A 15,373-nucleotide genomic window follows, 5' to 3' on the forward strand; every position below is an offset into this window, starting at 1 on the left:
TAAAACCCTAACAACATTCTGGGGTTATACATTATATTCGTTATCATACATGAGCAAAAAAGAGGCCGAAAAAGATCCGCATAAAAATATTATCATAAAAGGTGCCCGTGTGCACAACCTCAAAAACATCGATGTTGCCATTCCAAAAAACAAACTTGTGGTGGTAACCGGTATGTCTGGTTCGGGGAAATCTTCGCTGGCATTTGATACTTTATATGCAGAGGGGCAACGCCGATATGTAGAAAGTTTATCTTCTTATGCCCGCCAGTTTATGGGCCGGATGAATAAACCCGATGTTGATTATATTAAAGGTATTGCACCGGCAATTGCCATCGAACAAAAGGTAATTACTTCCAACCCGCGTTCTACCGTCGGTACCTCAACCGAAATTTACGATTACCTGAAACTGCTTTTCTCCCGTATCGGGAAAACCATTTCGCCTGTTTCGGGCAAAGAAGTGAAAAAAGATTCGGTAAGCACGGTGGTCGATTATGTAAATGCCATGCCTGAAGATACAACGGTAACCATTTTTTGCCCGCTGTATCCGCACAATAACCGTACGATTAAAGAAGAACTGGCTATTTTATTACAGAAAGGATTTTTAAGGGTCCTGATTAATGATAAAATAGAAAAGATAGAAACGGTTTTAGATGATGCTGATTTTAAAGATGCAGAACTCACCGATGATAAAACCGTTCAGATCCTGATCGATCGTATTGTAACCAACCAGGAAGAAGAAACCTTGAGCAGATTGGCCGATTCGGCGCAGACAGCTTTTTTTGAAGGTAAAGGCGATTGTTATGTAGAGGCCCAGGGGACTACGAAACATTTTAGCGATCGCTTTGAACTGGACGGAATAAAGTTCGAAGAACCTACGCCAAACTTTTTCTCTTTCAACAACCCTTATGGCGCCTGCAAGCGCTGTGAAGGTTATGGAAACGTAATCGGCATTGATGAAGACCTGGTGATTCCTGATAAGAGCAAAAGTGTTTACGATAATGCCATTGCCCCCTGGCGAGGCGAAAAAATGAATGTGTGGTTGCAGAATTTTATCAAAGCTGCACCAAAATTCGAATTCCCGATCCACCGGCCTTATAGTGCTTTAACCGAAACAGAACAACGTTTACTCTGGACAGGGAATAAATATTTTGCAGGCCTGGATGCTTTTTTCAAAGAACTGGAAGAGCAGACTTATAAAATTCAATACCGCGTCATGTTATCGCGTTACCGCGGTAAAACCACCTGCCCGGATTGTAAAGGTTCTCGCTTGCGTAAAGATGCTTCTTATGTAAAGATTGCTGAAAAATCGATTATCGATGTGGTGCTGATGCCTTTGGCAAAAGCCCTTGTTTTCTTTAATGAGCTGAAATTAAATACCAACGATACCAAAATTGCCAAACGTTTACTGGCAGAGATTGATAACCGTTTTCTTTATTTAAACAATGTAGGTTTAGGCTACCTTACCCTAAACCGTTTATCGAATACGCTTTCGGGTGGTGAATCACAAAGGATTAACCTGGCCACATCATTGGGAAGTAGTTTGGTGGGTTCTATTTACGTTTTGGACGAACCGAGTATCGGATTGCATCCACGCGATACGAATAAACTGATTGAAGTATTGATCTCGCTCCGTAATGTAGGCAATACCGTTTTGGTGGTAGAGCACGAAGAAGAAATGATGCGCGCAGCCGATTACATTATCGATATTGGCCCTGAGGCTGGTACCCATGGTGGTAATTTAGTTTTCAGTGGTAATTACGAAGAGATTTTAAAAGATAAAAATAGTTTAACCGGCCGTTACCTGTCGGGATTGGAAAAAATTGCCATTCCGGATAAACGCCGTAAATGGAAAGACCATATCCTGATTAAAGGTGCGAGGGAAAACAATCTTCAAAATATTGACGTGAAGTTTCCGTTAGGTGTTTTTACCGCAGTAAGTGGCGTTTCTGGATCAGGAAAAACCAGTTTGGTTAAAAAAATCTTATATCCGGCATTGCAAAAAGCAATCGGAAATTACGCGGGTGAACAAACGGGTGCTTATGATGGCATTTTTGGCAATTACGATCTGGTCAGCGCTGTAGAAATGGTCGATCAGAATCCGATTGGTCGTTCCAGCCGATCTAATCCGGTTACTTATGTTAAAGCCTGGGATGATATCCGTGCGCTGTTTTCTGGTTTGGCTTCGGCAAAAGCTGCAGGCTTAAAACCAGCGGCTTTCTCTTTCAACGTAGAAGGCGGCCGTTGCGATGTTTGCCAGGGTGAAGGCGAAGTGAAGATCGAAATGCAGTTTATGGCCGATATTTACCTGCCTTGCGAAGCCTGTAACGGTAAACGTTTTAAACAACAGGTTTTAGATGTAACCTATAAAGAGAAAAACGTATCCGAAATTCTGGATATGACCATTGAAGAAGCGGTAGAATTTTTTAAGGATGAACAAAAGATCCTCAATAAATTAAATCCATTGGTTGATGTGGGTTTGGGTTATGTGCATTTAGGTCAATCTTCTAATACCTTATCGGGTGGTGAGGCGCAACGTATTAAACTGGCTTCGTTTTTAATTAAAGGAAATAATGCCAATAAAACGCTGTTCATTTTTGATGAGCCAACAACTGGACTGCATTTTCATGATATTAAAAAACTGTTAAAAGCACTGAATACACTTATTGAACAAGGGAACACAATTTTGGTGATTGAACATAATATGGACATGATTAAATGTGCCGATTGGGTTATCGATATCGGCCCTGAAGGGGGCGATGGCGGTGGCCAGGTGGTATTTGAAGGCATACCTGAAGATTTAGTTCAGGTAGAAAAATCGTACACCGGAAAATATTTAGCATCGCATTTAAATTTAAATCCATAATTTCGGCAATGCTTTTTCTAACGTTTTTCATAGGCATCATTCTCAATGCCATGGGGTATATTCCTCCCGGCAATATTAATCTCACCGTTGCGCAGCTCGCCATTAACAAAGGCATGCGGCAGGTTTGGTACTTTATTCTTTCCTTCTCTTGCGTAGAAGTATTTTTCACCTTTGGGATGATGCGTTTTGCCCGCTGGGCCATGAGCGATATCAATCCGAACGAAGCGGTAAGTGAAGTGCGCTTAAGTACTTTGGTCGATTGTTTCATGATCGTGATGTTTTTGGTGATGGGAACGATTACCTGGAAAAACAGGAAAAAAGTACCCAAAACCAGCAATAAAAAAGAAGATAAACGCAGTGGAAGTGTGTTATATGGATTGATTTTAGGCGTATTAAACCCTGTTCAGATTCCATTCTGGCTGTTTTTTGGTAACTATGTGATTTTACATCAATGGATCGAAACTGATTATCTGTCACTTGTAATCTTTAGTTTGGGCTCCGGTGTGGGTTCTACACTGGCACTTTACCTATATGCGCATTTTGCAACTTATATTCAGGAAAAGTTTGCGCTGAGCAGTTTAATTATTAATAAATCAATTGCGATATTTTTATATGCATTGGCGGCCTATCTGGTGGTAAAACAGCTGATCGTTATTCTATAGTCTAATCAAAGCGGTTGTATCATAAATATAGAATTGTCATCCTGAGCCTGTCGAAGGATCTACTTAAATACCTTATCCCAAGGTCTGTGGAGACACAGACCTTTTGTTTTTTGGAAGTTTCCTGAATTGGTAATTTGTTTTTTTTGCCACGGAAACACGGAAAGCACGGAACAGATGCACTTGGTTTATTATCTTGGATAATCGAACAACCGTTTTCTTTCCAAGATCTATGTCCTCACAGACCTTTTGTTTTTTAGGAGTTTCCTGAATTGGTAATTTGTTTTTTTTGCCACGGAAACATGGAAAGTACGGAACAGATGCACTTGGTTTATTATCTTGGATAATGTTGTCGGTCTGAGCTCGCTGAAGATCGAACAACCGTTTTCTTTCCAAGATCTATGTCCTCACAGACCTTCCAGTTGGCTTTTATCAAGTATTCAATAGGAAGAAATTATTTGTTTTTCGTTCTGCGAGGATACAGACCGGGAGTATAGTATAAGGGCAAGATCCACAGCATGTTTCTGTTATAAAATTGATACATAGTTATGCTTCGGTTAACCTAATCATAACATTAAATTTATGTTTAAGAAGCCTAACCAAGCTAATATTGGGCTTTGATACAAAACATATCTTATCCTTATGTCTAACAGACGATTTTTTCTGAAAAATAGTTTGGCCGCTGCTGTAGTAGCCAGTATTTCGCCGGTTCTTTCCTCATTTGCTGAAGAACACAGCGCTGCCGCCAGACCGGGCAAAGCACCTAAACTTCGTTTCGCCATTGCATCCGATGGGCATTATGGCCAGCCCGGAACAGATTATAAACTGCATCACGAAAATATTGTAAAGTGGTTAAATGAATCTCACGACAAAAATCCTTTAAACTTTGTGATCATTAACGGAGATCTGGTACACGATCGTCCGGAACTATTATCAGAAGTAAAAAAAGAATATTACGATAAACTTAAAGTTCCTTTTTATGCTATCCCGGGTAACCACGATCATGCCGACGCGAAGATCTGGAAATCGGTTTTTGGTTACGAGGATAACTTTTCTTTCGAAAAAAATGGAGTAGGTTTTGTTTTGGCCAACACGTCAGATACCAAAGGAACTTATTTATGCCCTAACAACGATTTTTTAAAACAGGAGCTTGATAAGTTTAAAAACCTAAAAACTGTTTTCGTGGTGCTGCATATCCCACCTCATTTCTGGGTGCCCGAAAGTCCTTTTGTAGAATGTCCTGATACGATTAAACTGTTGCACAGCTATGCCAATGTAAAGGCTGTATTTCATGGCCACGACCATAGTCTCGATGCCGTCTTTTACACCGATAAACTTCCTCATTTCTTCGATGCACATATTGGTGGAAACTGGGGCACAGCCTATAAAGGTTACCGGATTGTAGAGGTTGATGAAAATGATAAGATCCAAACTTATCAGGTTAACGCAAGTGGATCACCACTGTTGAATGAAACGAAATTCTAACTGATATATTAAACTAAAATGAAAAAGATACTTATAGCAATCACTCTTGCAGGTATTGCACTGAATTGTTCTGCCCAAAAGATTACAGAAGGTCAGTCGGATGCTAAGATTGGGACAGATGCTGCACAACCCTTTTTGTTTTCTTTGAACACGCTAACCGCAGAAAATCCCCGCTGGAATATCCATTATTCTGGAAGTTATGGAGAAAGAACCAATGGACAGTTCGGTTATGATGGTTTAGGGCAACAGTTTGGTGTTAAGGGATATTTGGGGAGCAGGTTTACTTTGTATGCCACTGCGGCAATCGGTTTTGCCAATTCAGGGGGCGTAACCAGTGCAGAACAAGCTGAAGTGATCAGAGATTTTGTGGGCGGTAAAGGCTTAGCTGGTTTTAGATTAGGTGCTGGTTTAGGCTTAAGCAGAGATTGGTCGAACGTAGGTTCTGCAATTAGCCGGATTACCGCTTCATTCGATCAAACAAACTGGAGAATGGCGGGTAACCTTCGTTTCGAAAAAGCTTTTGATAAAACAAGGGATAAGCTTGATTTTATTACCAGTTTTGGCTATCAGCACCGCGTTTCTAATGTTTTGTACCTTGGTTTCGAAGCCTTAGGGCAGGATTTAGAAGGGTTTTGGGAAAAAGACGAGGCAGAAGGAGGTGCGAAGGTAATGATCGGTCCCTCAATCAATCTGGAGCCAAACCATTCAAAACTTTCGTTTTCTATTTCCGGCGGACCTGTTTTTTATGCAACCCGCAGTCAGGCTATTCCATCCGAGGCCATACGTGAAATCGGTTCGGTAGCATCGGGTAATGGTTACACCATCAGGGCCCTGGTTAATTTTAATCTTCACCGCTAGTGCTGCTATCTTCAATTTAAGAAAAATGAAAAAATCATACTTATTATTACTCTTGTGTTTCTTTTTTATCCAAAATGGATTTGCACAATGGCCGGGCAAAAACGAAAGCACCCAGCAGATTTTATTGCCCAATGGCTGGAAACTGAGTCCGGCGGGGCATTCCCTGCAATTGGGCGATTTGCCTTTAAACATGCAACTGAGCGCTTCGGGTAAATATCTTGCCATTACCAACAACGGACAAAGCATACAGTCGCTGCAATTGCTTGATGCCAAAACAGAAAAGATTATTGATGAAAAAGTCCTGAGCAAATCGTGGTATGGAATCGCATTTAGTAAAGACGAAAAACACCTGTATGCCTCAGGTGGTAACGATAACTGGATTTTGGATTTTAATATCCAGAACGGTAAACTGGGCAAAAGCGATACAATTAAACTCGGTCCGGTTTGGCCAAAGGGAAAAATCAGTCCGGCAGGGATTGTGGTAAACAAAAACAACAGTAAACTATATACCGTAACCAAAGAGGATAGCAGTTTATACATCATCAATCCAACAGAAAAGCAGATCCTTAAAAAAATCCAGCTTCCGGCAATTGCCTACAGCTGTGTTTTATCAACGGATGAAAGTAAACTCTATGTTTCGCTCTGGGGCGGGAAATCAGTTGCGGTAATCGATCTGATATCAGAAAATATCTCACAGCGTATTCCGGTTGGCGATCATCCAAATGAACTATTGCTTAATAAAAAAGGTAATATTCTTTTTGTAGCCAATGCAAACGATAATACCGTTTCGGTCATTAATACCTTAAACAATAAGGTAATTGAAACCATTGCTACTACACTTTATGCCACGCAGTTAACAGGCTCGACCACCAATGGTTTAGCTTTAAGTGCCAACGAAAAAACTTTGTACATCGCCAATGCAGATAACAATTGTTTAGCCGTTTTTGATGTAAGTAAACCTGGACTAAGCCTGAGTCAGGGTTTTATTCCGGTAGGCTGGTATCCAACCAGTGTGAAGGTTCTGGGTTCGAAAATTCTGGTTACCAACGGTAAAGGGAATACGCCTATGGCGAACCCTCAGGGGCCACAACCCATTTCTAAAGTAGATAACAGCGGTTATCACATGGGTAGTACGGCCAATAGCAGGCTGCAGTATATTGCTGGTTTGTTTAAGGGTACCTTATCTTTTATCGATGCGCCAAAACCTGAACAGTTAAAGGTATATACCAAACAGGTTTATGCCAATACACCTTTTACTGATAAACGGACAATTACTGCCGATGGTGAAGCCGGAAATCCTATTCCACGTAAACAGAACGAAAAATCGCCCATTAAACACGTTTTTTATATCATCAAAGAAAACAGAACCTACGATCAGGTGCTTGGCGATATGCCAAAAGGAAACGGAGATTCTACATTAACACTTTTCGGCAGAAAAATTACACCTAACCAACATGCTTTTGCCGAAAACTATGTGTTGTTGGATAATTTCTATGTAGATGCGGAGGTGAGTGCCGATGGACACAACTGGAGCATGGCTGCTTACGCCACAGATGTAGTCGAGAAAACATGGCCAACCAGTTATGGCGCACGCGGTGGAAGCACCAGCTTCGAAGGCGGCAGGCCGGTAACCTATCCGAAGGGTGGTTTTATCTGGGATTACTGCCAAAGGGCAGGAGTAAGCTACCGCAGTTATGGTGAGTTTGGCGATTATGGCAAGGCAAATATTAAATCGTTGCAAGGCCATATGTGTACCGCTTCGCCGGGTTTTGACATGGATATTAAGGATCAGGTGCGGGTAGATGCCTGGCAGCATGATTTCGATTCGTTATTGGTTGCAGGTGTTGTACCTCAGTTTAATACTTTAAGAATATCCAACGATCATACCAGCGGACAAAAGAAAGGTAAATACTCGCCACAGGCCGCAGTTGCCGATAACGATTTGGCTGTAGGCCGTATTTTGGAACATTTATCGCATAGCAAAATCTGGAAAGAATCGGTTGTTTTTATTCTGGAAGATGATGCGCAAAATGGCCCCGATCATGTTGATGCACACCGTTCGCCGGCTTATGTGGTTGGTCCTTACGTAAAAAGAAATACACCTGTTCATACGATGTATTCTACTTCCGGGTTTTTAAGAACAATGGAACTTATTTTAGGTTTGCCGCCCATGAGCCAGTACGATGCTGCGGCCATGCCTTTATATGAATGTTTTACGGCTACGCCTGATTTTACACCTTATAATGTGATTCAGCCGCTTATTGATTTAGATACGAGGAATGTCGCCGTAAATGAGAGCAGCAGGCGTTCTGAACTGTTCAATTTTGCCAAAGAAGATTCGGCACCGGATTTAGATTTAAACGAAGTGGTATGGAAATCGGTGAAAGGCGAACAATCGGTAATGCCGGCACCAAAGCGAAGTGCTTTTGTCATCCTCGAGAAGAAGAAAAAAGATGATGATGATTAGCGACCAGTCATGATTACATTTTAAACAAAAAGGCAGTTTTCGATTCAGGAAGTTGCCTTTTTGTTTGAGTGATCTGCTTCCATGGTCTGTGTCCTCACAGACCAATTTTTTTTGTACGTTACATCAAGGATTTCTCCAGATGAATTTATATCGTCATGTCATGAAGTGCAACGAAATGTATAAATCTTTTCTAAAAATCTAGGTGGTCTGTGGGGACACAGACCACGGGGATCAGGATTGACGAAGTTCTTCGGCAAAGCCTGAACTTTATTAACGTTGTTTAGCAAAGTGCATAAAAACCCAAATCAAAAGATCTGTCCACGATAAGAAGAGTCGGGGAAGGCAGTGCCTTGTAATAACGATCTTATTTATAATTTCCAGTCTGGCCTTTCAAAATGGCAGGTATAACCGTAAGGGTTTTTCTGTAAATAATCCTGGTGTTCTTCTTCTGCATTCCAAAAATCGGTTTCAGGTAGCACATCGGTTACAATTTTACCGGGCCACTTGCCAGAAGCATCCAGCTCGGCAATCAATACATTTGCCGTGTTTTTCTGTTCTTCACTATTGTAGAAAATGGCAGAACGGTACGATGTACCTACATCATTTCCCTGCCGGTTACGTGTGCTCGGATCGTGGATCTGGAAGAAGTATGCTAATAATTTGCGATAGGTTAAAACAGTTGGATCAAAGGTAACTTCAATGGCTTCGGCATGTGTGCCATGGTTCCGGTAAGTGGCATTGGGAACATCACCTCCGGTATATCCAACCACTGTGGAGATCACCCCAGGATAATGACGGATCAGTTCTTCTACTCCCCAAAAGCAGCCGCCTGCAAGAATGGCTTTTTCAGTATTCATATATCTTTCCTTTTTTAATTAAATAAAGGTACGGCGAAGATGTGTAAAAGGAAAGTAATTAGTTATCAGTTGACAGCTGGTGGTTTTCAGCTGGCCGTTCTGTAATTGCAATAAGAAGTTCTGATCGAACGGTTAATCGTTTCATGCTTGCAGGCGGTGGTTTTAAAGTCGCAGTAAGAAGTTTTAAAGTCGCAGTTGGAAGTTTTAAAGTTGCAGTAAGGAGTTTTAAAGTTGCAGTAAGGAGTTTTAAAGTTGCAGTAAGAAGTTTTAAAGTCGCAGTAAGGTGTTTTAAAGTCGCAGTAAGAAGTTTTAAAGTCGCAGTTGGAAGTTTTAAAGTTACAGTAAGAAGTTTTAAAGTTGAAGTAGGAAGTTTTAAAGTCGCAGTAAGGAGTTTTGAAGTCGCAGTAACAAGTTTTAAAGTTTTGGGCGTGCTTTTTATCCGGTTTTATCCCCAAAATCATTTAACCGCATTACAAATGCGAATCTCACCAATCCTCGTTACAAACGAGGACTATATGTCGCCAAAAGATTTTTCATTTGTTTTTGGTGATAAATTTATAAATAGAAAAAATAATTAAAAAAATTAGTATTAATGTTACGACTGGCCAGATAGCTAAACCAACCTGAGGTGATAATTTTGCGATGAACATGGTGTTTTCTAGTTTAGCTAAATAAAAATGTAAAACAAACGTATGGAAATTAAGACTTAATTAATAGAGCATCAATACAAACTTTTCTCAAACCACCTTGTGGTGTGTCATTATTGAACATTTCAATTAAAATATGGTAAGTAATTATGCGTATAAAGCTAATAAACCTGATTTAAATAATATTTCGTGTAATTTTCCCTTTGATGATGTAAAGTGCCTGAATACTTTTTTTGTGGATTACCGTATCGCCTTTAAAATTTGGATTTGAAGAACGGAGGATGAGTTTGCTCTCATCAGCATGCTGAAAAATTAATTTTATGGTACGCAGACTGTTACTGTTTTCATCCGTCATCACCACATAAGCTTCGCCCCACTGTAAGATTTCGTAATTGGTAATTTCTTTTATGGCTATAATTTCGCCTGCGGCATATTTGGGATACATGCTATCGCCATAAACCGGTAAATAAGCGGTGCAATCGTTAAAAGGAAGATAATTTACCAGGTATTCTGCGCGTTGTTCTTCTACGATGAGCTCTTTAGCATCAGATAGGCTCATGTCAAAATAGGGAACACCCTCTTTGCTTTCGCCAACGGCCCGTTTCTTTTTAAAGAAGGGTTCGCCGGTTCCATTTTCAAGCCAGGTTAAATTTACATCGAATTTAAGCTCGAGTTTATCTTTAATGGAATTGGATACGTTGATCCTTTCTCTTAAAATATCCGAAAGAGAGCCTTGTTTGATATTCAACGCCATAGCAAAATCTTTTTGGGTTCTAAATCCCAACAAATCCATGAGTGTTTTTAAGCGTTGATTTTCATTCATGAGGTAAAGATGTTAATAAGTTTTATGTATAATTAATAGTTAAACTTATTTCGTTTTGCTAAATTCGTTAGCTAATATAATCATTTAAAAATATACGGCTATGGAAGGGATCTCAAATTTTAAAAAAGAAACGATGGCATTTATTGATGCTATTGAAAGCTTTTTTTTGTCAAATGGTATAGGCCATCATTTACAGTTTCTAAAAAACTGGTTAAACCCACCTCAAAACGAATTTGATTATTCGCCGCAAAAACATCCTGCGCAACTGTTGGGTTTTTACGAAAAGCTGTTGCCGCTGTTCGATTATTCAGATTTAATTTTTAATCGGATTGAAACCGATACGGCCTTTGTAAAAGCGATTGAGGCTGATGAATGCAGCCTGGCACGCGAAGCGGTTTTGCTTGAATATTGTCCGAAATTATTGAGCAAAGTGGAAATGGAAAGTCCAAAATTTACCTTTCTCGATATTTTTATCTTCTTTGAATCGGAGAGCTATAAATTAATTTACAAAGAATGGTTACTGGCCGGATTGGAAAATAAGCTCGATCTGGATTGGGACCAGTATATTTTTCCGTTTTACGAAAACACAAAAAAAATGCTGGAGGCCTGCTGGCTCATCCACGAAAGGGTAATCACTAAAAATAGTTTTAAAAGTCTCGATCGCTATTATCATATGGCCATGTTCGAAAGTACATCGCCACTGGCTTTTGATCAGGAATTATTTAATGATCCATTTCAGGCAATTGAATTTTTCTTTAGTTTGGATAACCTTGCAGGCCACAAAGCCTACCTGAAAAAATGGTATAAAATAGCCTTGTCAGAAGATAACCGTGTAAGTGATGTTGCCGATTATTTTTTCCTTTATAACCAGTTTACAAAATTGCTTAATACCGGCTATTTAATTGCAAGCAAAAACCTAATTTATCAGGAAGACTTGCCCGAAGGCCTGGTTGCCACGAAAGGGCGTTTCATATCAAACGATGTGTATAATAAGGGGCTCTGCGAAGTAAATACACTCCCTGCCGAACATTTCGAAAACCCTTACCGGTTTGTGGAGTCTTTTTTCATTCCTGAAAAAATTAAACAGTTGCGCTTAGGGCTTCTAGAATGGCTGTATGCCGCATTGAGTACCGGGAGCAGCATTAAACTGATGGATAAGGAATTTTTATTTGAGCAGTATGAAGCCATGCTGATGATCGTGGAAGCTTTTTTTCTGATCATCGGAAATCCTTCACTAAGTGATGATGTTAAAGCGGAAAGGAGGCCTTTATGCGGAATAAATTTTTAAACCTTAGCCATCATGCCGTAAAAGAAGAAACTGTTATGCGCTTGTTAAAGGGTGTAACAGCCGCAGTACCCACTCAGTATATTTATCTCCACACTCACTTTTTTGCCGGTAAGGCGGTACAGGAAATGCTGATTATGGTTTCGATTAAACATGTATGTATTTTGAACGAATTAACACCAGTACTAAATATTGTATTTACCGGGCAAATGGAATTTAGTTACCGGGTTTTCCATGTGCACGAGGTTGAGCAGGCTTTGCTGGATGGCAGTTTGTTTTTTTACTATGCCACTGCGGCTCAAAATGCTTTATTTAGTAAATCTGGAAGTTTTCTTGATTGTGGAACAGCTCACCTCCTTGCAGATCGGGTTAAAAACATTTATCGACACGAAATTAATAAAGCCAACCAATTTTTATTGGGTGCAAAGTTCTATTTTAAACAACAAAATTTCGAATACTGCACTTTTATGCTGCACGAGGTTTTCGATTTAATGTACCGGGCCGTTGAAGTTTTGGTGATGGGAAAGGATAAAAAAACACACCGCATCAAAGCCCATCAACTGTATATTAAAGCTTATGTAAAACAGCTGTCTGAGCTATTTAGCGATGACGAGGAAGAACTTTGCCTGTTGCATTTGCTTGATGAGGCTTACCTGGCTGTTCGGTATGAAAACAATTACCAGATTGGTGAACCAGATGTAATACGCCTGTTTGAAAAACTAGATTTATTGTACCATGTTGCCGAACAGGTATATCAGGCAATCATGAACAATCATTTCGATCAGCAGGTTACGGAAAGGTTTACTGGTTAATCATTGCTCATGAACTCACTCGGGGTTTTGCCGAAATGTTTTTTAAACTCTGAGCTAAAATATTTCCGGTCGTTAAAACCTACTGAATAAGCAATCTCGGCAATGTTTCCTGTACCCTGTTTAAGTAATTGAGCCGCTCTTTTTATCCGCAACGATTTAATAAAGTCGTTTACCGAAAGGTCGGTCAGTGCCCTTATTTTTTTATATAACACAGGTTGGCTCATCCCAACTTCTGCTGATAAGGTAGGAACATCAAAATCAGGATCGGCAATCCGGTCTTCGATAAGCTGAATAATTTTATTTAAAAAATGCTGCTCGGTGGTATTAATCACCATGTTTCTGGGCTCGAGCGTAATTACCTGTGCAAATTTTTGTTTAATGGTTTCCCGTGCATTTAACAGGTTCTGGATGTTCAGTTCAAGTATTTTTAAATTAAATGGCTTCATAATATAGGCATCAGCTCCGTTTTCGAAACCGTTTACCTGGTGTACGTAAGCCGATCTTGCCGTTAATAAAACTACCGGGATATGGCTGGTTCGCTCATCTGTTTTAAGTTTCCGGCATAATTCTAAGCCATCCATTACGGGCATCATTACATCGCTGATAATTAAATCGGGAATCAGATCTAATGCGCATTCTAGTCCGTTTGCCCCGTTTTCGCGCTCATATATCTGATATGAAGGGCTTAAAGCCTGTTTAATAAAGGTTCTCACATCTTCGTTATCTTCTACCAGTAAGATGCTGTTCTTTTTGTTTTTTCCTAAACCATCCGGCAGTATATCATCCTCCTTAAACTGTTCGGTTACCTGCGTTGTAGTACTAAGGCTGTAATTTAAGGCATCGTCGTAATAAACATAATCGGGAATAAAATCGGATGGATTAAAATGTTCTTTTCCTGTTTTTAAACTTACAGTGAAAGCCGTATTGCCAAAGGCTTTATCATTTTTAGGGGTACTTTCGAAACTAATCTGGCCATGATGCAGTTCTACAAGGCTTTTAGAGAACGATAAGCCCAAACCTGTACCAATGGTGGTAGTGGCATTGGCCTGATAAAAATTAGTGAATAAACTGGCCTGGTTCTCCAAAGGAATGCCCTTGCCGTTATCGCAGATTTTAATATTAACCAATTGCTTTTCTGTTTCTATTTTTAGGCTGATTTTTCCGTTTACAGGTGTAAACTTAAAGGCATTTGAAAGTAGGTTAAACATCACTTTTTCCATTTGAACCTTATCAAAATAAAGCTCAATTGCTGCCTGTGTGGCTTCGAACTGGTAATCGATGTTTTTAGAAATCGCCATGTTCTGAAAAGCCAGAAATATTTCCCTGCAGAATTTTACCACATCGCCAGGACTTACATGTAAGGCCATTTTTCCACTTTCTGCCTTTCTAAAGTCGAGCAGTTCGGTAACTAAGTTCATCAAACGGTCGGCATTATTTTTAATCGGTTGCAGATCCCGGTTCAGGGCAGGGTCGTCTTTAGCGTTTTCGATCAACTTATCTAACGGACCAACGATGAGGGTTAAAGGCGTACGTATTTCGTGAGAAATATTGGTGAAAAATTCTAACTTATGTTCATTAATTTCTTTTTCTTTTTTAAGTACGGCTTTTATCAACAAGTAACGTATAAATACAAAGGAAATGGCTGCAAAAGCACAAAAATAAAACAGATAGGCCCACCATGTTCTGTAAAATGGCGGCAGAATTTTGATATCTAAGGTGCTGGTTTCATTGGTCCAAAGGCCATCGTTATTACTTCCTTTAACCATAAGCGTATAGTTTCCGGGCGAGAGGTTGGTATAACTGGCTGAGGGGATATCTACATAGTTCCAGTTTTTTTCAAAGCCCCCCAGTTTATAGGCATAACGGTTTTTATCAGATTTAATAAAGTTGAGTAGCGTAAAATCAATTGAAAATACATTCTGATCTGATTCGAAGGTAATTGATTTAATGGTGCTGATGTTTTGTTTAAGTAAGCCATCTCCGGTATGCAGCGCTATGGGTTTATTAAACAGTTTTAATCCTGTAAAAATAACCGGTGGGGTGTTTTTATTCTCTTTGATTTCATTAGGAAAAAAGCTCACCATTCCACTTAATCCACCAAAGAAAAAGGCACCTTTACTGTCTCTCAAAAATGACTTGTAATTAAATTCGTTGCCCGGCAGTCCATCTTTAATGTTATATGTTTTAAACGTTTTCTGCCTGGGGTTGTATTTACATAAACCTTTGTCGGTAGTTATCCAAAGGTTATTAAAATCATCTTCCAGTATGCCCATGATGTTGTTGCTGGGTAAGCCATCAAATGTGGTCATTCTAGAATAGCTATGGCGACCAGGGTTGAGCCTAAACAAACCGTTATGCGAGGTGCCCATGAGCAAATAACCTGCTTTATCGGTAGTTAAGCAAGTGATTTCATTATATTTCAAAATTTCCGGATCGGCAGCAACGCGGCTAACAAACCGCTGACTATCTTTTTTTATCTGGTAAAGGCCTGAGTTGGTCGCTACCCAAAGGCATCTTTGGGCATCCTCAAAAATGTAATGCACCGCATCGGTTAAGCCGTTTACCCGGTTTCGGATAAATTTACCGGTAGTACTGTTAAAGCTATTTAAGCCACCAT

The 15,373-nt window shown here is 39.9% G+C and carries 11 protein-coding genes; 8 read left to right on the forward strand and 3 right to left on the reverse strand.

Annotated elements, in window-relative coordinates:
• Window positions 1-49 precede the first annotated feature (49 nt).
• From uvrA to AC04QZ_RS15195, 5 genes are all read left to right on the forward strand, one after another.
• Window positions 50-2,863 (forward strand): excinuclease ABC subunit UvrA, encoded by a 2,814-nt coding sequence (gene uvrA / locus AC04QZ_RS15175; protein ID WP_478358441.1) that lies wholly within the window; start codon window positions 50-52, stop codon window positions 2,861-2,863.
• An 8-nt stretch (window positions 2,864-2,871) separates the two neighbouring features.
• A complete protein-coding gene (locus tag AC04QZ_RS15180) occupies window positions 2,872-3,525 on the forward strand; it encodes a LysE family transporter (RefSeq protein ID WP_086544766.1) in 654 nt (217 codons plus the stop codon).
• Window positions 3,526-4,164: 639 nt separating this feature from the next.
• The gene (locus AC04QZ_RS15185) at window positions 4,165-5,007 is read left to right on the forward strand and encodes a metallophosphoesterase family protein (protein ID WP_478358442.1); all 843 of its coding nucleotides are present in this window, start codon (window positions 4,165-4,167) and stop codon (window positions 5,005-5,007) included.
• 18 nt (window positions 5,008-5,025) lie between these two features.
• Complete coding sequence (locus AC04QZ_RS15190) at window positions 5,026-5,865, forward strand: hypothetical protein (RefSeq protein WP_478358443.1); 840 nt, start codon at window positions 5,026-5,028, stop codon at window positions 5,863-5,865.
• 25 nt (window positions 5,866-5,890) lie between these two features.
• Window positions 5,891-8,332, forward strand: a complete 2,442-nt coding sequence (locus AC04QZ_RS15195) for a bifunctional YncE family protein/alkaline phosphatase family protein (RefSeq protein ID WP_478358444.1) — start codon at window positions 5,891-5,893, stop codon at window positions 8,330-8,332.
• 368 nt (window positions 8,333-8,700) lie between these two features.
• Here AC04QZ_RS15195 and msrA read toward each other — a convergent pair whose 3' ends face one another.
• Window positions 8,701-9,189: a peptide-methionine (S)-S-oxide reductase MsrA gene (gene msrA, locus AC04QZ_RS15200; RefSeq protein WP_478358445.1), complete on the reverse strand. Its 489-nt coding sequence runs from the start codon at window positions 9,187-9,189 to the stop codon at window positions 8,701-8,703.
• Window positions 9,190-9,332: 143 nt separating this feature from the next.
• Here msrA and AC04QZ_RS15205 point away from each other — a divergent pair, with 143 nt between their 5' ends.
• Window positions 9,333-9,767: a hypothetical protein gene (locus tag AC04QZ_RS15205; RefSeq protein WP_478358446.1), complete on the forward strand. Its 435-nt coding sequence runs from the start codon at window positions 9,333-9,335 to the stop codon at window positions 9,765-9,767.
• 244 nt (window positions 9,768-10,011) lie between these two features.
• Here AC04QZ_RS15205 and AC04QZ_RS15210 read toward each other — a convergent pair whose 3' ends face one another.
• A complete protein-coding gene (locus AC04QZ_RS15210; RefSeq protein WP_478358447.1) occupies window positions 10,012-10,659 on the reverse strand; it encodes a LexA family transcriptional regulator in 648 nt (215 codons plus the stop codon).
• 100 nt (window positions 10,660-10,759) lie between these two features.
• Between AC04QZ_RS15210 and AC04QZ_RS15215 the strand changes: the two genes are divergently transcribed.
• Window positions 10,760-11,947: a hypothetical protein gene (locus tag AC04QZ_RS15215; protein WP_478358448.1), complete on the forward strand. Its 1,188-nt coding sequence runs from the start codon at window positions 10,760-10,762 to the stop codon at window positions 11,945-11,947.
• The gene (locus tag AC04QZ_RS15220) at window positions 11,929-12,756 is read left to right on the forward strand and encodes a HEPN domain-containing protein (protein ID WP_478358449.1); all 828 of its coding nucleotides are present in this window, start codon (window positions 11,929-11,931) and stop codon (window positions 12,754-12,756) included. The genes AC04QZ_RS15215 and AC04QZ_RS15220 overlap by 19 nt, the downstream gene beginning before the upstream one ends.
• On the opposite strand, the gene AC04QZ_RS15225 is transcribed toward AC04QZ_RS15220, so the two are convergent.
• Window positions 12,753-15,299: a hybrid sensor histidine kinase/response regulator gene (locus AC04QZ_RS15225; protein ID WP_478358450.1), complete on the reverse strand. Its 2,547-nt coding sequence runs from the start codon at window positions 15,297-15,299 to the stop codon at window positions 12,753-12,755. The genes AC04QZ_RS15220 and AC04QZ_RS15225 overlap by 4 nt on opposite strands.
• Window positions 15,300-15,373: the final 74 nt, after the last annotated feature.

It is taken from the genome of Pedobacter folensis, from assembly GCF_056490665.1.